Here is a 25,321-nt window from a genome sequence, read left to right on the forward strand (position 1 = left end):
ACAGGTCAATTTAAATTGTTGAAAACCAAAATCATATCAACCAAAGTTATTGCAGAAGAAGTGTTGACGGACTGTGAAAAAAGCTGTAACTTCTGACGGGTAATTAAGCGTAATGATCAGCCATTGGTTCAATATCATTAAAAAAGCAGGACTTTCCTCGGATATGAAAGACGGCGACGGCCGTAAGATCATGGTCGTCAATTCCTTCAGCTTCCTCACAGCCCTGTTGTGTACCTTCTGCGGGGTATCGCTCGCCCTCATGTCCGGCGACTATACCATTCTCTACACCGCCATAGGTTTTGTATGCGGCTTCCTTTCCATCCTCTGGCTCAACCATCGTAAAAAATATTCTTCCGCCAAGTTCGGCCTCATGTTCGTGTTCTGCATGGTGATGTTGTATTATGGCGTTACGTTCGGGGAAAGCACGCAGGTGCATTTCCTGGGACTGTTCCTCATCGGCGTACCGCTGCTGATCTGTTCCCATAAAGAAAAAGAATTGAAATTCATTTGTCTCGCGCTGATCCTTACCTGCCTGGTGCTGCTGGAAACCAATTATTATTTTATGGTGATAGAGCCGATGGAAATGAGCCGGGACCTGACTTTCACGTTCCGCTGGCTGATCATGTCCATCGTGCTGCTGCTGAACGGGATCGTGATCAGTTTTTACCAGATCAATATCACCGGGTTGGTGAAGCGCCTCAACAAACGCAACGAATCCCTGAAAAAGAAGAACGAGCTGGTGGTGAATAAAGAAGCGGAACTGACGGCCGCCTATACGAAACTGGAAGATTACAACGCCAAGCTGGAAAAGGAAGTGCACAACCGCACCACGCAGCTGCGTTTGAATAATATCGCGCTGGAAAACATGCTGGTGAACCTGAAGACCAGCAACAGCCAGCTCCGCGACCAGGACCAGCAATTAAAAGGCTATGTGGCCGAACTGGAATCGCTCAAGCAGGACCTGATGAGGGCCCGCGACGAAGCGCAACATGCCAACACCGCCAAATCGGCTTTTCTCCGCGAGATCAGCCACGAAATACGCAACCCGCTGAATGCCGTGATCGGCATCAGTTTCCTGCTGCTCAACGAACCCGCTATCCGCAACAAGATACCCCGCAGCATCCTGCAAATGATCGACAACATCCACAACAGCAGCCACAGCCTGCTGGACATTATCAACAATGTGCTGGAGCTGGCGAGGATCGAAGCCGGGAAAACCGACGAGCTGCATCCTGAGCCTTTCGTGCTCCGCGAATGGATCCGCAGCGTGGTGAATATTTACCAGGACGCAGCGAAAGTAAAAGGCGTGCAATTGCAGCTGCAGGTAGATCACAAGCTGCCCGGCGAAGTGGTGGGAGACAGGCTGCATCTTACACAGATACTCAACAACCTGCTGGGCAACGCGCTGAAGTTCACACCTTCAGGTAAAAAAGTGACGCTGCACATCTACCTGCAGGAGCCGGCGCAGTGGTGCATCCGCGTGGCAGACGAAGGCGTGGGCATACCGAAAGAAAAACAGAAACTGATCTTCCAGCCGTACGAGCAGGCAGATGAAACCATTCACCAGAACTTCGGCGGCACGGGCCTGGGCCTTACCATTTCACGCCGCATTACCGAGCTGATGGGCGGCAATATTGAAGTTTGGAGCGAGCCCGGCCAGGGCGCTGCTTTTACGGTTACGCTGCCGCTGGAAGAACAGGCTATCGCCAAACCGGAAGAACAACCCCGCGACGACCGCAAGGAATACGCCGCTTTCCCCGCGGAAAGAAGAGTGCTGCTGATGGAAGACAGCGAGATCAATCAAATGATCATGGAGCGTTTCTTCGCGCACCTGGGTATTTCATTGCATATTGCGAACAATGGTGAGGAAGGCCTGGAAATGGCGCATGCCTGCCACCCGGACCTGATCATCATGGACATGCATATGCCCAAGCTCAACGGTAACGAAGTGATCCGTTTACTCCGCGCAGACCATGACCTGCGGCATATTCCCGTGATCGCTATTTCCGCGGATGCATTCCGCGAGCAGCAAAAAGAAGCGCTGGAGGCCGGCGTGAATGAATACCTGATCAAACCGGTAGAGTTCGACCGGTTGTATTCTGTAATGGATAAATACCTCAGCAAAGAAACGCCTTACCCGCTCAGGATCATCAAAGCATCATAACGCGGGAAGGTCCGCATATTCCACCCTTTCGATCACTCCTTCATCATCAGGTTTTGCCTTGCGCACGGAATTCACCGTCCAGTATGCCATTTCGTCTGAAGGGAGGGAATAGTTGAGGATGCGCCGGATGCCTTCATCTGAAAGGTCCGGCCGGAGCCATTCCTGCTCATATTCCACCGGCAATATCAGCGGCATGCGGCCGGCATTGTCGCCGCCGTTGTGAATGCGGCTCATAACGTCGTTGGCATCGCGCGTGAGCACGGTGAAAGTGCCGGGCAGCTCACCGGTTTCGGGGTTGGGCAGATGCGAATAGGCATAGAGCCCCGCGATGAAAAATATATCGCGGTTTTTTAACCGGATATAATAAGGCACTTTATTTTTCCATCCCGGGATCTCCCGGTGTTCAAAGAAGCCTGTAGCCGGTACCAGGCAACGGTTCCGGCGGATGCGGCTCCAGTACGCTTTAGTGTCCAGCACTTTTTCGGAGCGGGCGTTCACCATCCACTTGCGGCCTTTTTTGATCTCCTCCGGCGTTTTCATGTAATTAGGTATCACGCCCCATTCAAACTTCATCAGCTTCAGCGTGCCGTTATCGTTCACCACTACCGGCCATTTGGGATAAGCCTGCGCCACTTTGTGATAGGTAGGTTCAAAGGACATATCCAGCTGGCCCATGTCTTTCAGCTCAGGGAGATAATCGAACACGGATTCGATGCTGGTGGAAAATGCAAGGTCGTAGCACATGCGTTATGTTTTTTCTATTTCGGAAAGGGGGATCTTTAATTCCTGCTGATGCCGCTTCAAATTAATGAAAAGTTCGCCAAACCGGATAGACAGTTCGGCAGACAAATTTTCTCTTCCATCGGGCCTGCTGCCGCCGTGCAGCCGCATGTACCGCCTGATGGCCGCAGTAAAGGAATGGCCGGGCTTCCACTCCCTGTCTTTCAGCAACGCGATATAAATGCCATAGCCTTCGGGCTGGCTGGCTGCGTAATACAATTTTTCCCTGTCGCCGGGATGGTATACGCTGTAGATATACCGGCGCGGGTCCGAAACAATGGCGTTGTAATGATGGTTTGCTTCGCCGGCGCTTTTGTAAGGCGTGATCAGCAGCGATTCTTTAATGTTCTTAAACATGCCCCTGGGGTAGGACTGCCGTACAAAGTACATGTGTCCCGCCTGGATGAGCCCATCCAGCACCATGGCACGTAAAATGGAAAGCGGGTTGTGCATATGGTTATGTTTTACAATGAAGAATTTCTGTAAGCCGCGTGGTATAACACTTCGAAAGCCGGTCACGCTTTATTTTCCCTTTTTCACCCTTGCCCTGCACCGCAAATTTAACGACCTGCTTACCATGAAAGTGTTGATGGATGCCGTCCAGCGCTTTCATGAGCTTCGCTTCGCGCGCCTGGTCTTTTTCCGGGAATAAGTTCTGCTGCACGCTGGTTTCCGGCACCAGGTCCAGCAGCAGGGCGCCCACCTTTTTATAATTATACCCGGGGCGGTAGATGCGGTCCAGCGCGTCCATGGCAAAATGTATCAGCGTGGGTGTGCTGCTGGTGGGTACGGGCAGGCGCAGGGTGATGGAGCGGTGATATTGTTTGTCCTGCACGCGGAAATAATTGGTGGACAGGAAAACCTGTATGGCGGCTGCGCAGCTTTGCTGTTTGCGGAGCTTCTGCGCGCAGATCGCTGTGTAATTGGCCAGCGTTTCACGCAGGTCGTTCTTTTCCGTTAGTAGCTGCCCGAAAGAGCGGGCCACGCAGATCGCTTTTTTTGCAGGCTCTGCTTCCTGCATGGGGATGCTTTGGATGCCACGCAGCTCATGCACAAGGCGAAGGCCTGTTACGGTCATTTCTTTCCTGATCCAGTCGTCCGGGGCCCGGGAAAGCTCCAGTGCCGTGTGGAATCCTTTTTGATGCAGCTTGTGCGCATACTGCGCGCCGATGCCCCAGATGTCTTCCACGGCAGTGGCTGCCATCACTTCACGGATGCCTTCTTCCGTATCCATGACCCATACGCCGGCGCGGCGATGGTGCTTTTTGGCATAGCGGTTTGCCATTTTGGCGAGCGTTTTGGTGGGGGCAACGCCTACAGACACCGGCAGGCCTACTTCTTCGAAGATATGTTTCCGTATCGCGGCTGCGATGCCCGGCAGGTCCTTCATGCCTGACAGGTCCAGGAAAGCCTCGTCTATACTATATATTTCCATATCCGGGGAATAATGGGAAAGTATCCGCATCACGCGGTTGCTGAGACTGCCATAAAGGGTATAATTGGAGGAAAACATGACAACATGGTGTTCCTTCAGCGTTTTTTCGATGGTAAAGGCGGGGTCGCCCATGGCGATGCCGAGGGCTTTGGCTTCTTCGGAGCGGGCTACCACGCAGCCGTCGTTGTTGCTCAGCACCACTACCGGCCTGCGGAGGAATTGGGGGTGGAAGAGCCGTTCGCAGCTGACATAGAAATTGTTACAGTCAACAAGGGCAATCATAATGCTATTATTATTAGCAAATGTAGCTAAAAATTTTGGCATTTCAGCCAAAGTGCTGTACGATCGCAGCGGCGAGTTGCTCTACCAGCGCGGCATCCACGGGCTCGCCGCTGGTAATGGCGCGAAGGTTGTCTTCTTCATCCAGCTCAAAAGAAATGCGGCTTCCCGGCGCATCGATGTGGAAGGAAACGGTATAGCCTTTTACGTAGGGCGTTACTTCGTAAAGCTGGCCGTTGACAGAAACGGAAAAAGGGTCCATATGGCGAAGATCGCTAAAAAATGAAAAAACGCAGGCCCGGAAAACCAGGCCTGCCAACAATCAACGCGCCAAAAGGCGTTTGATCGTGACGGTTAACTCGAATGGGCAGAAAGGCCGGATTACAGTTTCATCCGCGTCGATACCGAACCAGCCGCCAACGCTGCCGGTTAAGAATGCTGCCGGGATAATAGCCAGGATGGGGAAGGATTTACGTGCTTTTTTCAGGCGCAGGGCATCCGCCAGTTCCTGCAGGTGCGGGAATGGCAGCTTGAAATCCGCGATGACAAGTTCATACTCATGCGAGTTAAGCAAAAGAGTAGCTTCTTTTCCGTTATAGGCAAGGTCTGCGTCGTATCCCTCTTTCTGTATGATCAATTCTATCACATGAATCATCAGCAGATCATCCACAATTACCAAAATCCTTTTCATATACAAAAACATGGTTGTTCCATGCAGCATGAAGGACATAGCTCTTCTGGCCGGGATTCCGGCGTTACCTTATGCTGCTAAAATGGATGCTTGATTAATTTGAGACGCGTATACAGGTATACTACTTGTTCTTTCAATGGCCAGGCCACAGGTGTCAGGGAGTATACGGTTAAATGGTACAAAGGGACATTTGCATATACTGTGCCAAAATCGTTTTTGGTTAATGCGTATTAACGTTCGCCGGCGTGTTAGTAGGAAATGACCGGGCACCTTCCTATCTTTGACCCCGAGTTCTTTACTTTTATTCATTCTTTCCACAGCGCGGTAGGCGGCGAAAGCCGCTTTTAATAAGGAACCGTGTGTAAATCACGGGCTGTCGCGCAACTGTAAGTAACGCACCTGAATCATTGCCACCGATGTTCATTGCCCCCGACCTGAACGGGGTGAGAAGAACGGTAATGATGTTACGAGCCAGGATACTTGCCCCGCTGTGTAAGACAAATGCTTTCGCGATTTGAAGCAGTAGTCGGGAACGGATGGGCATGGCCCGTCGTGCCTTTTCATTCCTTATCTTCTACACAATCCTGAAAGCATACCGGAAACTGTAAGGAGCATTAATGCACATTAATGTTTTAACCAAAAAGTTTTATGCGTATGCTTAAACACAACCTCGGCTACCCGCGCATGGGAGCCCAAAGACAGCTCAAAAAAGCCTGTGAGCATTACTGGCAGGGCCGCATTGGCCGCAGCGAACTGTTCCTCGCCGCCAAACGCCTGCAGGAAGAACACTGGCAGCTGCAGCAGGCCGCCGGCATGAACCTCGTGCCCTGCAACGATTTCAGCTTCTACGACCAGGTGCTGGACATGACCCTGCTGCTCGGCGCAGTGCCAGACCGTTATGCGCCCGTGGTAACGGAGGTGGCAGAGAATGCCGAGATCGACCTTTATTTCGCCATGGCGCGCGGCTACCAGCAGCATGGGCTGGATATTACCGCCATGGAAATGACCAAGTGGTTCGACACCAATTACCACTACATCGTACCGGAATTCAAAAAAGACCAGCAGTTCCGCCTGCTGAGCAACAAGGTGTTCAACGCCTTCGACGCTGCGCGGCATACGCTGGAAGCCACGCCCAAGCCGGTGCTCATTGGCCCGGTATCTTATCTTTTATTGGGAAAGGAAAAAGAAAGCGGCTTCCACCGCATTGAACTGCTGCATAACCTGCTGCCCGTTTATATCAGCGTGCTGCAAAAGTTGCAGGCGCAGGGCGCGGAATGGGTGCAGCTGGACGAGCCTTTCCTGGCCATGGACATTAGTGAAGCAGAACAAAACGCTTACCGCTACGCTTATGCCGAGATCCGCAAACAATGCAAAGACCTCAAGCTGATGGTGGCCACTTACTTCGAAGGCCTGCGCGGCAATGCGGAGCTGGCTGCCGGCCTGCCCGTCTGCTGCCTTCACCTGGACCTCGTAAGGGCGCCGCAGCAACTGGATGAGCTGCTGCCGCTGCTTCCTCCCAAAACTTCTTTATCGCTGGGCCTGGTAGACGGCCGCAACATCTGGAAGAATAATTACGATATATCGCTTCCGCATATACGAAAAGCCGTAGATGCGCTCGGCGAAGACCGCGTAATGATAGCGCCTTCCTGCTCTTTGCTTCATACGCCTGCCGACCTTGACCTGGAAACAGGCCTGGACGCGGAAATGAGGTCCTGGATGGCATTTGCGAAGCAGAAACTGGAAGAAGTAACCGCGCTGGACGCCATTTTCCACGGCAACAACAGCCTGCTGGAACTGAACCGCACAGCCATCGCGGAAAAGAGCGCTTCCGCAAGGATTCACAAACCGGCTGTAAAAGCCCGTACGGCGGCTATTACAGACGATGACGCCCGCAGGCAAAGCCCCTTCAGCACCAGGCAGCAACTGCAAACAGCACGTTTCAACCTGCCGCTGTTCCCCACCACCACCATCGGCTCCTTCCCGCAAACGGACGATATCCGCCAGCTGCGCGCACAATGGCGGAAAGGGGATCTTCCTGCGGAACAATATGAAGCAGCGCTGGAGCAGGCTACCATCAATGCCATCAGGCTGCAGGAAGAGCTGGGATTGGATGTGCTCGTTCATGGCGAGTTTGAGCGGAACGATATGGTGGAGTATTTTGGTGAAATGCTGGATGGGTTTGTTTTCACCCAAAACGGCTGGGTGCAGAGCTATGGCAGCCGTTGTGTAAAACCGCCCGTGATCTATGGCGATGTGAGCCGCCCTGCAGACATGACCCTCCGCTGGACGAAGTTCGCGCAGTCGTGTACTGCACTACCCATGAAAGCCATGCTCACCGGGCCTGTGACCATCCTGCAATGGTCGTTCGTGCGCAACGACCAGCCGCGCTCCGTTACCACGAACCAGATAGCCCTGGCCATCCGTGATGAGGCCGTGGCCCTGGAAAAAGCAGGCATCGGCATCATCCAGGTTGATGAGCCTGCCATCCGGGAGGGTTTGCCTTTGCGGAAAGCAGACCGGGACGCATACCTGGAATGGGCTGTGAAAGCCTTCAGGGTAGCGGTTTGCGGCGTGAGGGACGATACGCAGGTGCATACGCATATGTGTTACAGCGAATTCAACGACATCATCGCGCATATCGCGGCAATGGACGCCGACGTGATCACGATCGAAACATCGCGGTCGCAGATGGAGCTGCTGGAAGCATTTGCAGGGTTTAAGTACCCGAACGAGATCGGCCCGGGAGTATATGACATTCATTCACCGCGGGTGCCCGGCGTGGAGGAAATGGTGCAGCTGCTGCAAAAAGCTGCGGAGCTGCTGCCGTTACGCAACCTCTGGGTGAACCCGGACTGCGGGCTCAAAACCCGCAAGTGGCCTGAAACAAAGGCCGCCCTTGAAAACATGGTGGCCGCTGCCCGCGCAGCGAGAGAAAGGACCAGTTCTAACGTGCCTGTATAGACCAAAAAGCACCGGGCCTGGTACAAATTTGTACCAGGCCCGGTGCTATACAACAAGTACGCTTTATTTTTTCTCCAGCGCGCGCCATACGAGCGCAGCTGCGATGCCTCCCACGATGGGCGCCACCACGAAAAGCCATAGCTGTGCCATGGCCTTGCCGCCGGCGAAAAGCGCAGGGCCGAAGCTCCTTGCGGGGTTCACGGAAGTGCCGGTGATAGGAATCGCTACCAGGTGAATGAGGGTGAGCGTTAACCCGATAGCCATACCGGCCATGGCGCCGTTGCCCCATTTACCGGTGCTGCCGAAGATCACGAAGAGGAAAAGGAACGTGAGCACTGCTTCGGCAATGAATGCGGAAGTGGTGTTGTAGCCCGCGCCATAACCTTCACCCCATCCATTGGAGCCTAACGCCCATTCGCCGGGCGTCCAGCCGCTCAGGCCACTTTGTATGCAATACAATACGGCCGCGCCGATCACCGCACCGATGATCTGTGCAATGATGTAACCCAGCGCTTCACTGCCTTTGATCTTACCGGCCACCAGCATGGCGATGGTAATAGCGGGGTTGATGTGGCAGCCGGAAATGCCGCCGATGGCGTAACACATCACCAGCACCGCAAGCCCGAAAGCGAATGAGATACCCAGGAGGCCTATCCCGGCAGGGCCTGCCGTCGAAACGCCGGATACAACCGCCGCGCCGCAGCCAAATAATACAAGGGCAAAGGTGCCAACCAATTCTGCAAAATACTTCGTGGATGATTTAATTTCCATAAGGGTCAGGTTTTGAGCTATAAACAAATTAAAAGTACTTATTGTTGTTAAAGGCCGCAAAATAGAAAAAGAGCCGAGTTATTCAAACACCTCCTTCTCCAATGAAGGCCAGATGTCTTTTAGCTTTATTTTCGGCTTGCGGCAGAGGTATACCGGGATATTATTTTCCTCACCGATCGCGTAGGGATGTTTGAGAACTTTGATGAGCTGATGTTCTTCATAGATCATCTCTACATCTTCGGCTTCATTACCTATGCTGATGGCCACTTCGCCGGGCAAGGGCCCGGGGCCCCAGGTCCAGAAGCTGCCGTGGCGGCATACCGGCTCACGGTTGCCGATGATGCGGATGGCGCCGGCTTCGCCGTAGTTCTCTGCCCAGAAGATACATTTCTCCCGGTCTTGGGGAGAGAGTGTGTTGTAGATGCTGTCTGCCACCTGTACTTGTTCGCGCCATCCGAACATATCCGCATAATCGCTGGTGAGCTCGTAACGACCTTCGTTATTGGGTTTGATGCGGGCGTATCTTACAAATTTTTCGATGGGAAGAACAGGGATCAGCAAGGGCAGCGCAAGAAGAGCGAAGCCCATCATCACTGCGGCAACGGCAATATTCCAGCGCGGCCGCGTGCTGGTAAGCCTTTCAAGCCAAACGGCGCCCGCGGCAAACATAGGCGGGTAAGCCGCAAAGAAATAGTAAGACTTCGAGCGCAGCGCCCACATCAATACGAACATCAGCAGGAAAGCAATTCCCAGGAAGCGCCACTGTGGCCTCCGCATCACGAAATACAAACCGCCGAGGCTCATCATCAATGTAAAAGGAGACAACGCCTGCATTATCACGAATTCGAACACGCTGTTCTTCTCCAGCTGCGTTTTGCTGAGCTGCTGCAAATGCAACAGGAAAGGGATCCCATGCCGGTATTGCCAGATGATATTGGGCAGGAAGATCAGCAAAGCGATGCCGCCGCCGATGTATAACCACTTGTTGCGGTACACCCGCGCTTTATCATGAAATAGCAGCGCGGGTAAAATGCCGGCGATCCATATCACGAAAGTATATTTGTTCATCAGCCCGAAGCCCGCCGTGATACCGGTGTACACGAGATATACATTACGCCCCGTGTTCACATAGCGCAGCACGAAATAAAAACCCAATGCCCAGAAAAGCTGGTCGAAAGCAACGGGCTGAAACAAAAAATGATTGCGGTAATAAGGCAGGAACGCCAGCGCGCAAACGCCCGCGAGAAAAACAGCCCACTTCTTTCCGCCCATTTCCAGCGCCATCAGGCAGCATAGCGCAACGATAACCACTCCCGCCAGGGTCGCGAGAAGCCGCATGCCAACAAGCGAATGGCCGAACAGGAAAATGGAAACCCGCGCCACCCAGCCAATGAAAGGCGGGAACTCGTAATAACCCCAGGCGGGATGATGACCCGCGCTCAGGTGCAACAGCTCGTCGCGCATGAAATCATAATTGTGATTCCCGGCCATATGTATGGCCAGTTTTACCAGGCATAACAGTAAAATGAGGGGCAGGTATCTTTTCATGTTTTCGGGACTGTTACAGCGATGTTAAAGTTGTTGTTGGTGCCTTAATAAATATATGAAAAATAACAGGTTATGCGTTGAAGGAAGGAAAATAGGCTGAAATTCCGGCACGATTCCGGATATATCAACTTGTCGAGACAACTGTTTATTGCTTACATCCGGATATGAAGATAAAAAGTTTCCGGGATGACCTGCATACTGCTTACACTGAAAACCGGTGGCTGGTATTGTCTGCCTTGTTCATCCTGCTGTTAAGACTGGCTTTTATTGGTTTAATGGGACTGATGCCGCAGGATGCGTATTACACCTTTTACACCGAGCACCCCGCTGCATCTTATTATGATCATCCGCCTGGCATTGCATGGGTGCTGAAGATCTTCACAACTGTGCTTGGAAAAAAAGTATACGCCGTAAAGCTGGCGGATACGGTTGTTACGTTGCTTACCCTCGCCTTTTTTTACCGGCTGTCGTTGCGGTTCCTCAGCCGTGTCAAGGCTTCCAACGCCTTGCTGCTGTTCAGTTCCACGCTCATGATCACTATCCTGTCCCTTGTATCTACGCCTGATGTGCCGCTGATGCTCTGCTGGACGGTGAGCCTGCTTTGCCTCTACAAGGCTGTCTTCCTGGAGAAAAAAGTTTACTGGCTGCTGGCGGGCGTTATGATGGGTTTGGCCTTTGACAGTAAATACACGGCGGTGTTCCTTCCCGCGGGGCTTTTGTTGTACCTGGCATTGTCTGCCACACACCGTAAGTGGCTGGGAACGGCCTGGCCCTGGCTGTCGCTGGTGTTGATGGTGGTGGCTTCCGCTCCTGTGTTGTGGTGGAATGTGCAGCATGATTTTGCATCATTCAGGTTCCAGTCCACCGGCAGAGCGCGGGGCATTGCATTCAGCGTTACTGATTTCCTGGGCGTACTGGCTCACCAGGCGGCGATCCTGGCGCCGGTGTTATTCTTTTCGCTGCTATGGATCTTGTATAAGATCATTCGGAAATACAAAGCGAAACTATGGACGGTGCAGGATCATACGTTGTTTCTCCTATGTTTTTTCCTGCCCATATTCCTTGCTTTCCTTTCCATTTCTTTTATCTACTGGGTGAAGCTGAACTGGATGATGCCGGCCTACATCACCGGCGTGATATGGGTCAGCCGGTATTTTTCACACAGGATGATCAGGTGGCAACAGGCGTGGGCGGTGGTGATACATGTTGCATTGGCCATTGAGTTGCGCTGGTATCCTGTTCCCGTACGGTCAGACGATGTGTGGGTGGGCTGGGGCCGCATGGCCGGGGCTGTGATGGCGCTGAAACGCGCTTACCCGGCAGACTTTATCTTTTCCGCCGATGATTACAAGACCAGCGCAGTGTTGAATTTTTATTTGGAAGAAATGGTGTATGGCCAGAATATCATCCGCAAGCCCGCGCTGCAATTCGATTACGTGGGTACACGGCTGGCGGCGTTGCAGGGGAAGAATGCGTTGTTCATCAATTCCATTCCGCGTATTGGAAATGAGGTGTCCGAAAAACGCTTTGCGGATTCGCTGCGCAGGTATTTCCGGAATGTGTACCCGCTGCGTCCTATCGAAGTAAAAAGAGGGGAGCGGCTGGTGCGGAAATTCCTGGTGTACCGTTGCGAGTATTATCTGCCGGGCCGGCCTGGGATTTCGGAGCGGTGAGCATATTAAAACGGGATTGTCTATATTTGTGTCATGACACAACTGAACTCCATAAAAAAAGTTCTTTTTGAATTAAAGCCAGAACTGGTTGAAAAATATCACGTCAACCTGATTGGCTTGTTCGGCTCTGTTGTACGTGATGATTTCCGGCCATCCAGTGATATAGACATTATTGTAGACTTTAGCGGTCCGGTAGGCATTGAATTTATCGATCTTGCTGAATTCCTTGAAAAGAGATTGAAGCGTCATGTGGATCTTGTTTCGAAGAACGGCATTAAGGAAAAATATTACAGGGAAATAGAACCTGAGATCGTGTATGTCTAAACGTAAGCCTGAATTGTTGATTGAAGATATTATTGAGAGCGGGAATAAAATATTGACTTATTCCCGCTCGATGTCTTTTGAAGAGTTTGTGAAAAATGATATGGTGGTAGATGCTGTTATCCGGAATTTTGAAATTATCGGAGAAGCCGCCAACCGCTTACCTGATGAGTTCAAAGAAAACCATCCGGATATTGATTGGCACCGTATCAGGGGCTTCCGAAACCGAATAGTACATGACTATTTCGGTATTGACTATAAGATCGTCTGGACAATTAAGGAGACCTTTCTTCCTGACCTAATTGAAAAATTAAGATTGTTAATCCCCTGATCACTATAACAATCTCTCCACAATTTCCAATTATCCTACACTACTTCTTCCGCACATTCCCGAAGAATACCCCGTAGCTGCTCCGTTTCTTCTGCCGTCAATGGTTTTAAAGGTGAACGCAGGTAGCCCGCGCTTGCGCCTGTTAATTCCAGGCCCGCTTTAATGGCGCGCGGCAAACCTTTGCTGACAATGAATTGCAACAGATGCAGCTGCCTGTAGAAGATATCCCTGGCTGCTTCGTAGTTGTTGCTGTCAACCACGCAGTATAGGTCCAGGTTCAGCTCCGGGATGAGGTTGGGCGCCGCGATGCACCATCCGTTGGCGCCTGCGGCAAATGCAGCCAGGGCGAGAGGATTGGAGCCGTTGTAAAAAGCCACATCTTCTCCCAACTCTTTCCGCAAATAGTGCATTCGCTGCACATCGCCGGTGCTTTCCTTGATCATGGTAACATTCGGTATCTGCAACAGGCGCTTCAGCAGCGCCGGCGACATATCCTTTTCTTTTGTTGTAGTGATCATATCTGGCAGTTTTTTAGGTGAATAAATTGATAAGGCAAAAATGAATTAACTTTGGACCATCTTAGTAATCCAGAAATAAGAAAAGTATATGGTCCAGAAACTCCGTCCCTGGAAGACCGTCATTTCGCTGAATTTTGATTGTGAACGGCCGGTTTACAGGCAAATAGCCGATGGCATTATTGAAGAAATAAAAAGGGGAAGATTGGTGCCAGGCACGCCGCTCCCCGGCACCCGGCAATTAGCGGAAGACCTGGCGGTGAACCGGAAAACGATCATCCTTGCGTTCGATGAACTGCTGGCTGAAGGCTGGCTGGTGTCTGTCAGTAAAAAGGGCACGTTTGTTTCGGAAAAATTGCCATTGCAGGCAACACTGCACCGTAACAGGAAAGAAGCGCCAGCCTCACCGGGATTTGGATTCAGGCAGGCGCCTGCGGAAGGCAGCCCGTTTATACCGAAAGGAAAGAATGTGATCACTTTTGATGACGGCCTGCCTGATGTACGGCTGGCGCCTATGGAAGAGCTGGTGAGAAGTTATAAGCGCATCTTCCAACAGAATGCAAGATGGCGGATGATGGGCTATGGCAACCCGAAAGGAACGGAAACGGCCAGGACTGCCATTGCAAAGATGCTGCTGCACGACCGTGGCCTGAATGCAGATAAGGAAAGGCTGTGCATTACAAGAGGCAGCCAGATGGCGTTATATCTGACTGCTAATACATTAGTGGAAAAAGGCGACAGGATAGCGGTGGAGGATCCGGGCTATGCCCCGGCATGGAATACTTTTACACAATGCGGTGCTAAGCTGGTCCCGATAAAGGTAGACAGCGAAGGGATGTGCATAGATACCCTGGAAAAAGTTTGCGCGAAAACACAGATCAAAGCCGTATATGTAACGCCTCACCATCAATTTCCCACCACTGTGAGCATGAAGATAGACAGGCGGTTGAAGCTGATCGCGCTGTCTAACCGGTTTGGATTCGCCATTATTGAAGACGACTACGATCATGAATTTCACTTCAGCTCCAAAAGCCTGCTGCCATTGGCCAGCCATGAGCATGCCGCCAATGTGATCTACATCAGTTCACTGAGTAAATTAGTAGCCCCTGCGGTGCGGTTGGGGTATATCGCAGGGCCGGAGGCTTTTGTGAATGCGGCAGCGTCGTTGCGGAAAATGATCGATGTGCAGGGGGATAATGTGATGGAACATGCTATTGCCGAGCTGATGGAAGACGGCGCGATCCGCAAACATGCGCGGAGGGCTTATAAGGTATATGAAGAACGCAGGGAGAATATGGGGAATAAGCTGCTGGAATATTTCGGTGATAAAGTGGATTTCCGGCAACCCAGTGGCGGATTAGCTTACTGGGTGCAATTAAAAAAGCAGCAGGATACAGGTAAGCTGGCTGCAAAGCTGCTGCAGCAAGGTGTGTCCATCATTCCAACGGAACCCTTTTCATTCGCGGGGAAACCACTGCATGCGCTGCGGCTGGGTTATGCGTCGCTGACTGCGGAAGAACTGGAGCGAGGCCTGAGGGCCATGCATAAACTGCTATGAGGAATACGCAGAGCCGTCCCGGAGGCGGCTCTGCGGCAATTTCCAGGTTGCATTACCCTTTTACCGCTTCCAGCGAAGCGCCAAAATTGATATGAAGCACGTTCCCATTGTCTGTTACCAATGCGGGCACAGATTTCACCCCTTCTTTTTCAGCCTGCGCGATCAGGTTCTGCTTTTCACCCAGGTGAATTACTTCCACTTTGTCTTGCCCGATAAGATTCACGATATCCTGTTCTGCGCTAACGCATACAGGGCAGCCGGCGTGATAAAATTTTGCTTTGCTCATTACTGAAGTTTTTTTGAATTGTAAAAATGATAAGCAATATTAGTTAGGAATCCTTATTACATATGGGTCCAGATTTAAGCTTGTTTACAAAAAGTGGCTCAATTCCATACTCGCCTCGCCACACATTTTTATCAAAAAACATTATATTGTATAGGTACGTAACATAACCGTTAAATACTGCAACATGACAGTGGAAGAAATACTCGAAAAACTTAAAGCTCTTGGCAGCGAGAAGCTGCGTCTTCAAAATAAAAGGCATGGAGCGGACGACAACCAGTTCGGCGTTAAGATGGGCGATATCAGAACGATTGCCAAACCGATAAAAGCGGATAACGAACTGGCGAAGTCCCTGTGGAAGACGGGTATAATGGAAGCAAAGCTTGTGGCGATGCTGATCATGAAACCGAAAACGTTAACACATGGAGAACTGGAGGAAATGGTGCGGTCCGGCAAACCGGCGCAGGTGGCTGACTGGCTGAACTCCTATATTGTGAAGAATCATCCTGATAAAGAAAAGTTCCGCGAAAAATGGATGAATTCAAAAGACCCCTGGACGGCCCGCGCAGGCTGGAGCCTTACCAGCGGGCGGATCGCGCGGGAGCCGGATGGATTGGACATACCGGGACTCCTTAACCGGATCGAATCCGAAATGGCCAATGCAGCACCGGAAGTGCAATGGACGATGAATTCAGCTCTTGCACAGATCGGGATTTATTTTCCAACCCACCGGAAACGGGCTATTGCCATCGGCGAAAAGCTGGGTATCTACCGCGATTACCCAACCTCCAAGGACTGTACCTCTCCCTTTGCGCCGGTCTGGATCAATGAGATGGTGAAGAGGCAAAGCAAGGCATAGTTTTTTTTACGCGTACTGATCATCCCGAGAAGGCCCATAGGCGATTTAATCAAACTTGGGGATATGTGAAATAGTTAAAGGAAAGATGATTGAGTGTATTCTTCAAACAAAAAAGTCTTCAGGTCTTACGGCCTGAAGGTTTTTTGTTTTCTTTGGAGAAGAGGGGAATCATACTATTTATTAATTCTTCAAACCAAGGTAACCCTTCACCGCCGCATAGTTCGTCCAGTCAATAACATTTGCCCTCCGCGCTGTAGTGCCGCCTGATATGAGGATATAACGGTATTGCTGGACTTTGGCGCCGGCATCTGTAAACGTACCCGCCTCGATGTTGGAATAGAACCGGATCGTGTTTGCAAATGCAACGAACCGGATGTAAATACCGGTTGCAAGATCAGTATAGGACAAGGAGGTAATGACCGGATCATTGGCGGTGTTGAGGTTGATGTATACCGAATGGTAGGAGTGCATTAAACGTCTCATGGATCAGTTGATTAAATTTTGGAGGTTTGTTATTAAAAATTGGTTGAAACGATCTGAATAGGTTAAAGCGGTAAAGGGCTTTCTGGGACTGCATCGTTAGGTATAAAGAAGAAACACCGACAATCGGTGGTCAACAGGGAATCGGCAGGCTGTCGGGGACTTTGGAACCTGATTCGGAAATAGTTTCGTATGGGGGGCTATATTGGCCCTACTCAGAATACCAGGCCTCTTCGAACCGATTTGTGGCTGATTTGAGAAAGATCAAGGACTTTTTGGATAGATATGGTATTTAACGGCATGCATGGGGAGATTTTAATTATGGAAAATCCATATCGGAATCAATCCCTATTTTTTAAATACATTTGAGAAGATAATCCATCATCTGCTTTCATTTCACCTACTTGTATGAGTGACAATCGAATGGATGACTCTGTGCTGACTAGGATCAACTGCAAACATAACAAAAGCCCAATGCCCGAAGCAACGTTAATTACCTGGACAAAGATGACAATAATACAGGAATTTAAAAGAATTCATATTGAGACAGGGCGTATACCAACCATGAAGGTCATCAGGGAAAAAAATACTTCATTAGCAGACGCCATACAACAAAAATTTGGAGGCATTACTTTATTGAAGGAAAAAGCGGGGCCATACTATACTCCCCGTAGTAAATTAACCGAAGAAGAGGTGGTAGTGGTCCTTAATAAATTTTGCAAAACAAACAAAGGGGAACTAAAAAACACCCATCTGTTTACACTATTACAGAAGGCGGGAGAGTATAGTTTGTATAAGGCTATATTAAAGTATGGCGGACTGCATCAACTCAACGCTAGTTATCACCTCGGATTGCAACTAAGATGCTATAGTCGTTCTAAGGAAGATATTCTGGATGCGTTGAGGAAAATCAAGAAAGACGGATATCCGATCACTCAAGCTTCACTTCTAAATATTGGCCAATCTGGAATACTTCAAAGTATAAAAAAATATGGTACCCTCAGTGATTTCAAGGAACAACTCGGCATTTCTGTCAGACGAACCAAGAGATGGAGTGAGAAAGAAATAATAAGAAAGTATAAATCATTACATAAACAATGGGGTTGTGTACCTAGTAATAAAAGTTTATGCAATGCAGGTTATGGAAATCTTAATGGCGCTATCCAACTGCATTTCGGAGGTATTGTTGCCCTTAGGGATAAAATAGGTCTGGCTAGCTATAAAAAGCCTGATCACTACTGGACATTAAAAAAAACGCTACAAACATTCAGGCTATTTCTCAAGGATAATAAAATGGAGCTGAAGAGCAGTTCTGTATATGGCCTGCTGGAGGCGAAACAGTTACATGGTTTGCGTACTGCTATTGGAAAGTGGGGAGGGCTTCGAAAGCTAAATAAACAGTATAAATTAGGGCTTGTATTACAGGGTGAAAAATGGCCACGCGAGAAAGTCTTAAAATTGTTATTACAATTACATAAAAAGGGAATTGCCATTACACAAAAGTACCTCATTCAAAGCGGGCGAAGCGATTTGATAGGGGCTATCTACAAATATGGAACAATGAATGAGTTGAAAGGTGAACTTGGGATAATGATTAAGCGACATAACTATTGGACGGACGATAAGATCATAAACGAATTGAGCCCCCTGATTGCAGCATTGGGAAGTATGCCAAGCAATTCCATGCTTAACGCTATGGGAAAAAGTGATGTAGCCCGGGCAATGGCTAAGCGGGGTGGGCATGCAAAGTTTTGTAAATTATTAAATACAAAGATATCCAAAACGCATCGCTCATGGGATGGATATTTTCTGCAAAGTGCCTATGAAAGTATATTCGATAATATACTTTTAAAATACAACATACAACGTAAAGTACATGTAAGGATCTCGGACAATCATAAATATATTTGCGACTTTCTGATTGGGGCTACCTACATTGAAATAGCTGGATTTTCGAAAGAAGAGCACCCATTATATTATAAAAATCTGGAGAAAAAAATTAAGTTATATGCGGACCTGAAGAAAGACTACCTGATTATATATAAGGAAACATTTACTAAGGGTATTGAACAGATAGAAAAAAACGTGCTTGCTAAGTTAAATTGTATATTGCCCGTTAAACAATCTATAGATAGTTGTGTCAGCAGCATTGATATCAAGCCTGCCGTCTTTTGGGCTGATATAGAAAATATTAAAAGAGAACTTTTACCGCTTGTAGATAAGTATGGAAGAATGCCGTTGGACATAGAATTACGAAGGGAAAAAAAGGCAGGCCTGATTGGAGGAATCTACAAATATCACGGCAACTTTTACGAGCTTGGAAAAGTATTGAATATACCTGTTCTGAATAAGCCTAAAGGATATTTTACTTATGAAAAAGCATTGTGTACATACACGGAGTTATCGAAAGAACAGGGACGATACCTTACCTTAAAGGAGCTTGCTAAAATGAAACTATATGGGATAATAAGTATTATACAGAAGAATGGAGGCATATATGCAGCAAAAACTGCATGCAATCTAAAGTTTGCCCACGAGCGAAGACCCTATAGGATATTTGACATAGATGAGGCTGTAGCGGAATATACAAGGCTAAGCATGGAAAAAGGGGGCTTTATGAAGGAGAGAGAAATAAAAGCATGCAACGGTACTTTGGCAAATTATATTCAAACCCATGGCGGGTATTATAAAATACAGAAGTTGACCAAACTTTCTTTTTCTCCTGAAATGCTGCCAAAAGGATACTATTCTCAAGATCAAGTGGTAGATCTATACAAAAGGCTTTGCATGGATAAAGGGTATTTTCTTACTAAAAGAGAGGCATTGACACTGACGTCGCATAAAATAATCGGGTATATTGAAAGAAATATCGGATTTGAAAGATTGCGTCAACTAACTGGTCTGAATCTGAAGGTGAATAAGGATATACGTAGAACATCTGCGGAGGCTAAACAAGCTGCGGTCGAAAAATACACACAACATTGCATTAAACAGGGGTGTCTGCTTACCATGAAGCAACTAAAGAACTTAGGAGAAGGGAAATTGGTTGGATTTATTATACGGGAGCTAGGTGTCCGGGAACTACATAAAATTGTTACAGTCAACATTCCGGTAAAGCCTGTTGCACCTGTTATCAAACAAAGGAAGAGAATGGAGAAAAAATCTGACGGCATCGAACGTTATAAAGCGTTATGTCTGCGACATGGGCGTCATCTTTCCGATAAAGAATTATGCGAAATGGGACAGCGATATCTTTCTGGCCTAATCTCAAGAAATGGTGGATTCGCTGCATTTCGTAAAGAGTGTGGCCTTACGTACCAACAACAAGCTCCCAGACATGGCTACAAAGCAGAGGATGCTGTTACGGAATATAAGGAAATAAGTATCCAGCAAGATGCTTTTCCTACTCACCGGGAATTACTCACCTTAGGAAAAACAGAGTTGAGCAGGGCAATACTGACTTTTGGTGGATATAATAAAATTAGAGATCTAACGGGATTAAAGAAACAGGTAAGAAAATTGGCCAACAAGAAGGAGCATAATATAAAAGAGGTATTGGATGTTTTCAGGAAACTGAGTATTAAAAAAGGACAATTTTTTTCCAAAAACGATTTTATTGCTATAGGTGAGCAGAAGTTAGCTTGGTTTATTCAAAATAATGGCGGTTATCGCAGGTTTCAAAAAATAAGTGGATTGAGTGTAAGAAAAATGCATAAACCCAATCAGAAAAAATCATAGAAAGTGGGTTTTATATGTTGGTAAATTTCTTCTATAAAGGACGTTGAAACAAAAAAACTCTGATGATTTGTGAAGCACAAATCCTTGGAGTTCGAACCGCTTAACAATTCGATAGTTAGGAACTTATAGAACTTCAATAAAAGGTCCCAAAACACTTCGAACGCAAAAAACGCCTTCAAATCAAAGACTTGAAGGCGTTTCTTTTTGGTGGCGGAGGAGAAGGGATTCGAACCCTTGATAGGATTTCTCCTATACACACTTTCCAGGCGTGCCAGTTCAACCACTCCTGCACTCCTCCGTACGGTTGAATTATTCAATTCAGGGCTGCAAAGATAACGCTTTGGCCAAAAAATCCAAGAATTTCCGGGAATTTCCGGGTTTTTATTTCCTAAAATTGATATTTTACTGAAAACCCAGCATCATGCCTTACACCCGCCGATCCTTCCTGCAAACCCTCGCCATGGCCGGCGCAGCTATTCCCCTTCGTTCCATGAGCTTCCCCGCTGAGGAATGGGAAATACACGGCTTCTCCAAACCCTTCCAGTTCAAATGGATGGACTTCAGCATGCTCTGCGAAACCTTTGCAGCAGCAGGTCTCAACGGGGTGGATTATACGGTGAGGCCGGAGGGGCACGTTACGCCGGACAAAGTAGCGCAGGATCTTCCGAAAGCCCTAGCGGCAGCGCGTAAAGCGGGCATCTCGGCCAAGCTGATGACCACGGCCATCCTGTATGCGGACGATCCGGCTACGGCGCCGGTGTTGCAGGCTGCCGCCGCGGAAGGTATCCAATATTACCGGATGGGCTGGTATGAATATGAAAAAGGAAAACCGCTGCCGGAGAGCCTCCGCAACCGCGGCAACCAACTGCAAGCCCTGGCGGAACTGAATAGGAAATATAACATCAAATCGGCCTACCAGAACCATTCCGGCCTGAGGATCGGCGCCACGGTATGGGACCTGTATGAAATGATCAAAAATGTGGACCCTGCCTGGGCTGGCGTGCAATACGATATCCGCCATGCCACTGTGGAAGGCGCCAACAGCTGGCCGCTCGGGCTTCAGCTCATCAGCCCGCATATCAATACGATAGTGATCAAAGATGTGCGCTGGACGAAACTGAACGGCAAATATGTACTGGAAAACGTGCCGCTGGGCGAGGGGATGGTGGATTTTAAAGCGTATTTCAAAAAGATAAAAGAGCTGAACATCAAAGCGCCCATCTCCCTCCACCTGGAATACCCGCTGATCTCCGCAGCGGAAGAATCCCTTTCTGCTTCGCAGAAACAAAAGATCGTGCAGGATAAGCTGAAGAAAGATGTGGATATGCTGAAAGGAATGCTGGCTGCAATGTAGGTCTGACTCTACAGTATAGGCTCCGTTGGCGTCAGCTCCCCGCGCATGGGCGTTTCTATCAGGCGCTTTATTTCAGCGGCGTCCAGGTTCTGGCCGAGCAGGAACATCAGCTTAGTGGTGGCCGCTTCAAAGGTCATATCGTGGCCGCTTACCACGCCTATCTTTTGCAGGTGCTGGCTGGTCTCATATTTGCCCAGCTCCACGGAACCACCGTCGCACTGCGTGATGTCTACCATGATGATCCCTTTATCCGCCGCCTTTTGAAGGCACTCGGTGAACCATGATTGTGTGGTGGCATTGCCGCTGCCGAAGGTTTCCAGCAGCAGGCCGCGCATGCCGGGCGTGTTCACAATGGCTTCCACGGCTTTGCGGGTAATGCCGGGGAATATTTTCAGCACGCCGATGTTGGCGTCCATATTCTTGTGTACCACCAAACCTTTGTCAGGCGCGGGCAGCATGTAGTTGTTCTTGTATTTGATGTCGATGCCGGCTTCTGCCAGAGCGGGGTAGTTCATGGAGTAGAAGGCCTCGAACTTTTCCGCGTTATACTTCTTGGCGCGGTTGCCGCGGAAGAGCATGAAGTCGAAATAAATGCAGACCTCGGGCACCATGCAGTGGCCGTTGCTTTTGGTGGAAGCGATCTCCATGGCGGTGATGATATTTTCTTTCGCGTCTGTCCTGATCTTGCCGATAGGTAACTGGCTGCCGGTGAGGATCACGGGCTTGGAAAGATTTTCCAGCATGAAGCTGAGCGCGGATGCTGTAAACGCCATGGTATCGGAACCATGCAGGATCACGAACCCGTCGTACCGGTCGTAGCGGTCTTCGATGATGCCGGCCAGTTCAGACCAGATCTCAGGGTGCATGTCGGACGAATCCATGGGAGGATTAAAAGCGTAAACGTAGAAATCGATTCCCATCCGGTAAAGCTCGGGCAGATTGTTCCTGATCTCATTGAAGCCGATGGGCCGCAGTGCTGTCGTCTTTTCGTCGTAGATCATCCCCACGGTGCCACCGGTATAGATGATAAGAATCTTCGTCATTTATCTCAGATAGAATTGCATGCAAATGTATTCACTTATCAGTTAGAGCATTTTGAATAATTTCCGGGCATTGCCTGTAGTAATCGCAGCGACGTCTTCAATTTTTAGATTTTTTACATCTGCGATCCGCTGGGCGATCAGCGGGATGTATGCGCTTTCGTTCCTTTTGCCCCTGTATGGGACCGGTGCCAGGTAAGGCGCATCCGTTTCCAGCACAACATGCTGCAGGTCAATATCCTCCAGCAGCACATCGAGCCCTGACTTCTTAAAGGTGACCACCCCGCCGATGCCCAGGTAAAATCCAAGGTCTATCACTTCCTGCGCCTCGTCGCGGGTGCCTGAAAAACAATGGAAAACCCCGCTCAGCCTGCCTGCGGGAAATTCCTTCACCACGTCTATGCATGCCCGTGTGGCCTCCCGGCTGTGAATAGACACCGGCAGCCCATGCTCCGCAGACAGCTGCAATTGCCGCCTGAAGGCCAGGTATTGCTGCTCCCGGAAGGTGGTATCCCAGTAAAAATCAAGCCCGATCTCCCCCACACCCCAGAATTTCCGGGTTTCCAGCCATTGCTGTACAATAGCCAGCTGGGCTTCAGCGTTCTCTTTCACGTAAACAGGATGTATACCCATCATGGGCAGGCATTCTGCCGGGAACTCAGCCTCCAGGGCCAGCATCCCGGCGATAGAGTCCTCGTCTATGTTCGGCAGCAACAACCTGTTCACGCCCTGCCGGATGGCCCTTTGGACCATCTCCGTCCTGTCGGATTCAAATTCACGTGAGTATAAATGGGCGTGCGTGTCAATCCAGTTCATTACATATTGTTTTTTTCAATTAATTGTTTATCTTTATTTTCTTATTATTTATAATACCTGTAGTAAACCTTTCCGCAAAGGTACAGTCTCAATAAGCCAATACCTATAAAAACTACTATGATGAAACACTATTTTAACACCAACAAAGTTCTAACTGTTACTGCATTGGCCATTGGCGCTATCACGATCTTCTTCGCCTGCAAGAAAGATGAAAAGACGGGCGCTGACGAACAAAGAGACGTGCTGACCATATCCGCCGCCGAAAAAGAAACTGAGATCAACGCCATATACGAAGATGCATTTACCGAAGTGATAGATGTGAACGCCACCCAGAAAGGACTGAATGGCCAGAACCGCCAGGCCGCTCCCACACAGGGGCTTGCCCGTTGCGCAGGCGTGGAGATCAGCTTCGATCCTGCAGACCTGATCACTTTCCCGAAAACAATCACCATCGACTACGGTACCGGCTGTACGGAAAGCAACGGCCGCAGCCGTAAAGGAATGATCATTGTGGTGGTAGACAAAATGTTCTGGCTCACCGGCGCTACCGCTACCATTACTTTCGAAAATTATTTCGTGAACGGTATAAAAGTGGAAGGCACGCAAACGCTGACCAACCTCTCTTCCAACGGCGGTTTCGGCTATACCTACGCAGTTGCCGGCGGCAAGCTCACTTACCCCAACGGAACAGTGGTAAAATACAGCGGCACCCGCACCCTGCAGCAGAAAGCAGGCGGCGGAACAATGTCTATCCTCGATGATGCGTATGAGCTGACAGGCCACGCCAAGCTGGAAGACAGCACCAGCAGCGCGAACATCCTGATCAAAAGCCCGCTGCACAGGAAGATCAGCTGCTCATGGATAGACAAAGGCGAACTGTCTGTTACTGTAAATGCACACACTGCCTCCATCAACTATGGTACAGGCGACTGCGACAATAAAGCGATGCTGACCGTAGGCGACAAAACAAAAGAAATTACCCTGAAGCCCTAAAAGGCTTTGCTGCCATATCTTTTTGAGGAACGCCCTGGTGAGAGCCGGGGCGTTTTTTATTGCGGTAAACTGTGGAAAAGCAGTACAGGCTTCAGCCTACAGGATGGCTTCACAACGCCAGCCCCGGCGTTTGCAATGCTCCAGTATCCTCGGGAGCGCGTAGCTCATCCGGTCCCAGGCTTTTTCGCTGTCGTGAAACACCACGATGGAGCCGGGTTGCAGCTTGAATACCACGTTCTGCACACATTCTTCGCCGGTCAGTTCCTTATCGAAATCAGCGCTGAGAATGTCCCACATGATGATCCGGTAATCCTTTTTCAACTCCCTGATCTGGAACGGGGATATACGTCCATATGGCGGCCTGAAAAGATCGGAACGGATATAGCCCGCGGCTTCGCGGATATTGGCGAGATACTTATCATTAGGGCTTTTCCAGCCATTGAGGTGATTGTGGGTATGATTGCCTACGGCATGGCCATCCAGCAATATCTGCTGGTAGATGTCGGGGTGCTCTACCACGTTTTTCCCGATGCAGAAAAAAGTGCCTTTGGCCTCGTATTTCTTCAGCTGTTCCAGCACGAAGGGCGTGGCTTTGGGATGGGGGCCATCATCGAATGTGAGATATACAGCGGGAACAGCGGGAGAGAAGTTCCAGATGCAGCTTTTGTACAGTGTTTTGAGGAAAGCGGGTGTTTTCGTAAAATAGAACATGTTGTGGGGATTTGAATCAT

23 protein-coding genes, 1 tRNA gene and 1 riboswitch are annotated in these 25,321 nt (G+C 49.4%); of the genes, 10 read left to right on the forward strand and 14 right to left on the reverse strand.

The annotated features are described in order from the left end of the window. The first annotated feature begins 112 nt into the window (after positions 1-112). Positions 113-2,164 (forward strand): ATP-binding protein, encoded by a 2,052-nt coding sequence (locus R3I13_RS07810; protein WP_346317366.1) that lies wholly within the window; start codon positions 113-115, stop codon positions 2,162-2,164. On the opposite strand, the gene R3I13_RS07815 is transcribed toward R3I13_RS07810, so the two are convergent. Genes R3I13_RS07815 through R3I13_RS07835 form a run of 5 tightly spaced genes read right to left on the reverse strand, consistent with a single transcriptional unit; the run spans position 2,159 to position 5,349 of the window. Next, complete coding sequence (locus tag R3I13_RS07815; protein ID WP_346317367.1) at positions 2,159-2,908, reverse strand: SOS response-associated peptidase; 750 nt, start codon at positions 2,906-2,908, stop codon at positions 2,159-2,161. The two genes, R3I13_RS07810 and R3I13_RS07815, sit on opposite strands and share 6 nt — an antisense overlap. A 3-nt stretch (positions 2,909-2,911) precedes the next feature. After that, a complete protein-coding gene (locus R3I13_RS07820) occupies positions 2,912-3,397 on the reverse strand; it encodes a hypothetical protein (protein ID WP_346317368.1) in 486 nt (161 codons plus the stop codon). A gap of 4 nt (positions 3,398-3,401) precedes the next feature. Next, a complete protein-coding gene (locus tag R3I13_RS07825; RefSeq protein WP_346317369.1) occupies positions 3,402-4,661 on the reverse strand; it encodes a Y-family DNA polymerase in 1,260 nt (419 codons plus the stop codon). A 43-nt stretch (positions 4,662-4,704) separates the two neighbouring features. Further along, the gene (locus tag R3I13_RS07830) at positions 4,705-4,920 is read right to left on the reverse strand and encodes a hypothetical protein (RefSeq protein WP_346317370.1); all 216 of its coding nucleotides are present in this window, start codon (positions 4,918-4,920) and stop codon (positions 4,705-4,707) included. Between the two features lie 60 nt (positions 4,921-4,980). Next, positions 4,981-5,349: a response regulator gene (locus R3I13_RS07835; RefSeq protein ID WP_346317371.1), complete on the reverse strand. Its 369-nt coding sequence runs from the start codon at positions 5,347-5,349 to the stop codon at positions 4,981-4,983. Between the two features lie 305 nt (positions 5,350-5,654). Next, positions 5,655-5,852: riboswitch (cobalamin riboswitch) on the forward strand. 145 nt (positions 5,853-5,997) lie between these two features. On the opposite strand from R3I13_RS07835, the gene metE reads away from it, so the two are divergent. After that, positions 5,998-8,310: a 5-methyltetrahydropteroyltriglutamate--homocysteine S-methyltransferase gene (gene metE / locus R3I13_RS07840; RefSeq protein WP_346317372.1), complete on the forward strand. Its 2,313-nt coding sequence runs from the start codon at positions 5,998-6,000 to the stop codon at positions 8,308-8,310. A gap of 63 nt (positions 8,311-8,373) precedes the next feature. Here the strand turns inward: metE and aqpZ are convergent, their stop codons facing one another. Then, entirely contained in the window at positions 8,374-9,081 is a 708-nt protein-coding gene (gene aqpZ, locus R3I13_RS07845) for an aquaporin Z (RefSeq protein ID WP_346317373.1), read from the reverse strand. Positions 9,082-9,159: 78 nt separating this feature from the next. Beyond that, entirely contained in the window at positions 9,160-10,629 is a 1,470-nt protein-coding gene (locus R3I13_RS07850; protein ID WP_346317374.1) for a glycosyltransferase family 39 protein, read from the reverse strand. A 164-nt stretch (positions 10,630-10,793) separates the two neighbouring features. On the opposite strand from R3I13_RS07850, the gene R3I13_RS07855 reads away from it, so the two are divergent. Genes R3I13_RS07855 through R3I13_RS07865 form a run of 3 tightly spaced genes read left to right on the forward strand, consistent with a single transcriptional unit; the run spans position 10,794 to position 12,954 of the window. Continuing rightward, positions 10,794-12,302 (forward strand): glycosyltransferase family 39 protein, encoded by a 1,509-nt coding sequence (locus R3I13_RS07855; RefSeq protein ID WP_346317375.1) that lies wholly within the window; start codon positions 10,794-10,796, stop codon positions 12,300-12,302. 33 nt (positions 12,303-12,335) lie between these two features. Continuing rightward, complete coding sequence (locus R3I13_RS07860; RefSeq protein ID WP_346317376.1) at positions 12,336-12,626, forward strand: nucleotidyltransferase family protein; 291 nt, start codon at positions 12,336-12,338, stop codon at positions 12,624-12,626. After that, positions 12,619-12,954 carry a DUF86 domain-containing protein gene (locus R3I13_RS07865; RefSeq protein ID WP_346317377.1) on the forward strand — a complete coding sequence of 112 codons (336 nt, stop codon included), beginning with the start codon at positions 12,619-12,621 and terminating at the stop codon, positions 12,952-12,954. The genes R3I13_RS07860 and R3I13_RS07865 overlap by 8 nt, the downstream gene beginning before the upstream one ends. Positions 12,955-12,989: 35 nt before the next feature. On the opposite strand, the gene R3I13_RS07870 is transcribed toward R3I13_RS07865, so the two are convergent. Continuing rightward, on the reverse strand, positions 12,990-13,472 hold the full coding sequence (locus R3I13_RS07870; protein ID WP_346317378.1) for a dihydrodipicolinate synthase family protein: 483 nt from the start codon (positions 13,470-13,472) through the stop codon (positions 12,990-12,992). 88 nt (positions 13,473-13,560) lie between these two features. Between R3I13_RS07870 and R3I13_RS07875 the strand changes: the two genes are divergently transcribed. After that, the gene (locus R3I13_RS07875) at positions 13,561-15,027 is read left to right on the forward strand and encodes a PLP-dependent aminotransferase family protein (RefSeq protein WP_346317379.1); all 1,467 of its coding nucleotides are present in this window, start codon (positions 13,561-13,563) and stop codon (positions 15,025-15,027) included. 52 nt (positions 15,028-15,079) lie between these two features. Here R3I13_RS07875 and R3I13_RS07880 read toward each other — a convergent pair whose 3' ends face one another. Beyond that, positions 15,080-15,313, reverse strand: coding sequence for a thioredoxin family protein (locus tag R3I13_RS07880; RefSeq protein ID WP_346317380.1), 234 nt, complete (start codon positions 15,311-15,313; stop codon positions 15,080-15,082). 184 nt (positions 15,314-15,497) lie between these two features. Between R3I13_RS07880 and R3I13_RS07885 the strand changes: the two genes are divergently transcribed. After that, complete coding sequence (locus tag R3I13_RS07885) at positions 15,498-16,169, forward strand: DNA alkylation repair protein (RefSeq protein ID WP_346317381.1); 672 nt, start codon at positions 15,498-15,500, stop codon at positions 16,167-16,169. A 180-nt stretch (positions 16,170-16,349) separates the two neighbouring features. On the opposite strand, the gene R3I13_RS07890 is transcribed toward R3I13_RS07885, so the two are convergent. Continuing rightward, positions 16,350-16,652 carry a hypothetical protein gene (locus R3I13_RS07890; RefSeq protein ID WP_346317382.1) on the reverse strand — a complete coding sequence of 101 codons (303 nt, stop codon included), beginning with the start codon at positions 16,650-16,652 and terminating at the stop codon, positions 16,350-16,352. Between the two features lie 471 nt (positions 16,653-17,123). On the opposite strand from R3I13_RS07890, the gene R3I13_RS07895 reads away from it, so the two are divergent. Continuing rightward, positions 17,124-20,387 carry a hypothetical protein gene (locus R3I13_RS07895; RefSeq protein ID WP_346317383.1) on the forward strand — a complete coding sequence of 1,088 codons (3,264 nt, stop codon included), beginning with the start codon at positions 17,124-17,126 and terminating at the stop codon, positions 20,385-20,387. A 208-nt stretch (positions 20,388-20,595) separates the two neighbouring features. On the opposite strand, the gene R3I13_RS07900 is transcribed toward R3I13_RS07895, so the two are convergent. Then, a tRNA-Ser gene (locus R3I13_RS07900) sits at positions 20,596-20,685 on the reverse strand. 123 nt (positions 20,686-20,808) lie between these two features. On the opposite strand from R3I13_RS07900, the gene R3I13_RS07905 reads away from it, so the two are divergent. Then, on the forward strand, positions 20,809-21,741 hold the full coding sequence (locus tag R3I13_RS07905) for a sugar phosphate isomerase/epimerase family protein (protein WP_346317384.1): 933 nt from the start codon (positions 20,809-20,811) through the stop codon (positions 21,739-21,741). An 8-nt stretch (positions 21,742-21,749) separates the two neighbouring features. On the opposite strand, the gene R3I13_RS07910 is transcribed toward R3I13_RS07905, so the two are convergent. Both R3I13_RS07910 and R3I13_RS07915 read right to left on the reverse strand, forming a co-directional pair. After that, positions 21,750-22,784 carry a type I asparaginase gene (locus R3I13_RS07910; RefSeq protein ID WP_346317385.1) on the reverse strand — a complete coding sequence of 345 codons (1,035 nt, stop codon included), beginning with the start codon at positions 22,782-22,784 and terminating at the stop codon, positions 21,750-21,752. Between the two features lie 42 nt (positions 22,785-22,826). Beyond that, the gene (locus tag R3I13_RS07915) at positions 22,827-23,597 is read right to left on the reverse strand and encodes a TatD family hydrolase (protein WP_346317386.1); all 771 of its coding nucleotides are present in this window, start codon (positions 23,595-23,597) and stop codon (positions 22,827-22,829) included. 120 nt (positions 23,598-23,717) lie between these two features. Between R3I13_RS07915 and R3I13_RS07920 the strand changes: the two genes are divergently transcribed. After that, positions 23,718-24,590, forward strand: coding sequence for a hypothetical protein (locus R3I13_RS07920; protein ID WP_346317387.1), 873 nt, complete (start codon positions 23,718-23,720; stop codon positions 24,588-24,590). Between the two features lie 96 nt (positions 24,591-24,686). Here R3I13_RS07920 and R3I13_RS07925 read toward each other — a convergent pair whose 3' ends face one another. Beyond that, positions 24,687-25,301 (reverse strand): polysaccharide deacetylase family protein, encoded by a 615-nt coding sequence (locus R3I13_RS07925; RefSeq protein ID WP_346317388.1) that lies wholly within the window; start codon positions 25,299-25,301, stop codon positions 24,687-24,689. Positions 25,302-25,321: the final 20 nt, after the last annotated feature.

This window comes from Chitinophaga sp. YIM B06452, from assembly GCF_039655965.1.
Classification (GTDB): Bacteria; Bacteroidota; Bacteroidia; order Chitinophagales; family Chitinophagaceae; genus Chitinophaga.

Bases quoted from the DNA above. Each gene is read 5' to 3' on its own strand.
- R3I13_RS07810 (WP_346317366.1), top strand. From the start codon at position 113: ATGATCAGCCATTGGTTCAATATCATTAAAAAAGCAGGACTTTCCTCG.
- R3I13_RS07815 (WP_346317367.1), bottom strand. From the start codon at position 2,908: ATGTGCTACGACCTTGCATTTTCCACCAGCATCGAATCCGTGTTCGAT.
- R3I13_RS07820 (WP_346317368.1), bottom strand. From the start codon at position 3,397: ATGCACAACCCGCTTTCCATTTTACGTGCCATGGTGCTGGATGGGCTC.
- R3I13_RS07825 (WP_346317369.1), bottom strand. From the start codon at position 4,661: ATGATTGCCCTTGTTGACTGTAACAATTTCTATGTCAGCTGCGAACGG.
- R3I13_RS07830 (WP_346317370.1), bottom strand. From the start codon at position 4,920: ATGGACCCTTTTTCCGTTTCTGTCAACGGCCAGCTTTACGAAGTAACG.
- R3I13_RS07835 (WP_346317371.1), bottom strand. From the start codon at position 5,349: ATGAAAAGGATTTTGGTAATTGTGGATGATCTGCTGATGATTCATGTG.
- metE (WP_346317372.1), top strand. From the start codon at position 5,998: ATGCGTATGCTTAAACACAACCTCGGCTACCCGCGCATGGGAGCCCAA.
- aqpZ (WP_346317373.1), bottom strand. From the start codon at position 9,081: ATGGAAATTAAATCATCCACGAAGTATTTTGCAGAATTGGTTGGCACC.
- R3I13_RS07850 (WP_346317374.1), bottom strand. From the start codon at position 10,629: ATGAAAAGATACCTGCCCCTCATTTTACTGTTATGCCTGGTAAAACTG.
- R3I13_RS07855 (WP_346317375.1), top strand. From the start codon at position 10,794: ATGAAGATAAAAAGTTTCCGGGATGACCTGCATACTGCTTACACTGAA.
- R3I13_RS07860 (WP_346317376.1), top strand. From the start codon at position 12,336: ATGACACAACTGAACTCCATAAAAAAAGTTCTTTTTGAATTAAAGCCA.
- R3I13_RS07865 (WP_346317377.1), top strand. From the start codon at position 12,619: ATGTCTAAACGTAAGCCTGAATTGTTGATTGAAGATATTATTGAGAGC.
- R3I13_RS07870 (WP_346317378.1), bottom strand. From the start codon at position 13,472: ATGATCACTACAACAAAAGAAAAGGATATGTCGCCGGCGCTGCTGAAG.
- R3I13_RS07875 (WP_346317379.1), top strand. From the start codon at position 13,561: ATGGTCCAGAAACTCCGTCCCTGGAAGACCGTCATTTCGCTGAATTTT.
- R3I13_RS07880 (WP_346317380.1), bottom strand. From the start codon at position 15,313: ATGAGCAAAGCAAAATTTTATCACGCCGGCTGCCCTGTATGCGTTAGC.
- R3I13_RS07885 (WP_346317381.1), top strand. From the start codon at position 15,498: ATGACAGTGGAAGAAATACTCGAAAAACTTAAAGCTCTTGGCAGCGAG.
- R3I13_RS07890 (WP_346317382.1), bottom strand. From the start codon at position 16,652: ATGAGACGTTTAATGCACTCCTACCATTCGGTATACATCAACCTCAAC.
- R3I13_RS07895 (WP_346317383.1), top strand. From the start codon at position 17,124: ATGCCCGAAGCAACGTTAATTACCTGGACAAAGATGACAATAATACAG.
- R3I13_RS07905 (WP_346317384.1), top strand. From the start codon at position 20,809: ATGCCTTACACCCGCCGATCCTTCCTGCAAACCCTCGCCATGGCCGGC.
- R3I13_RS07910 (WP_346317385.1), bottom strand. From the start codon at position 22,784: ATGACGAAGATTCTTATCATCTATACCGGTGGCACCGTGGGGATGATC.
- R3I13_RS07915 (WP_346317386.1), bottom strand. From the start codon at position 23,597: ATGAACTGGATTGACACGCACGCCCATTTATACTCACGTGAATTTGAA.
- R3I13_RS07920 (WP_346317387.1), top strand. From the start codon at position 23,718: ATGAAACACTATTTTAACACCAACAAAGTTCTAACTGTTACTGCATTG.
- R3I13_RS07925 (WP_346317388.1), bottom strand. From the start codon at position 25,301: ATGTTCTATTTTACGAAAACACCCGCTTTCCTCAAAACACTGTACAAA.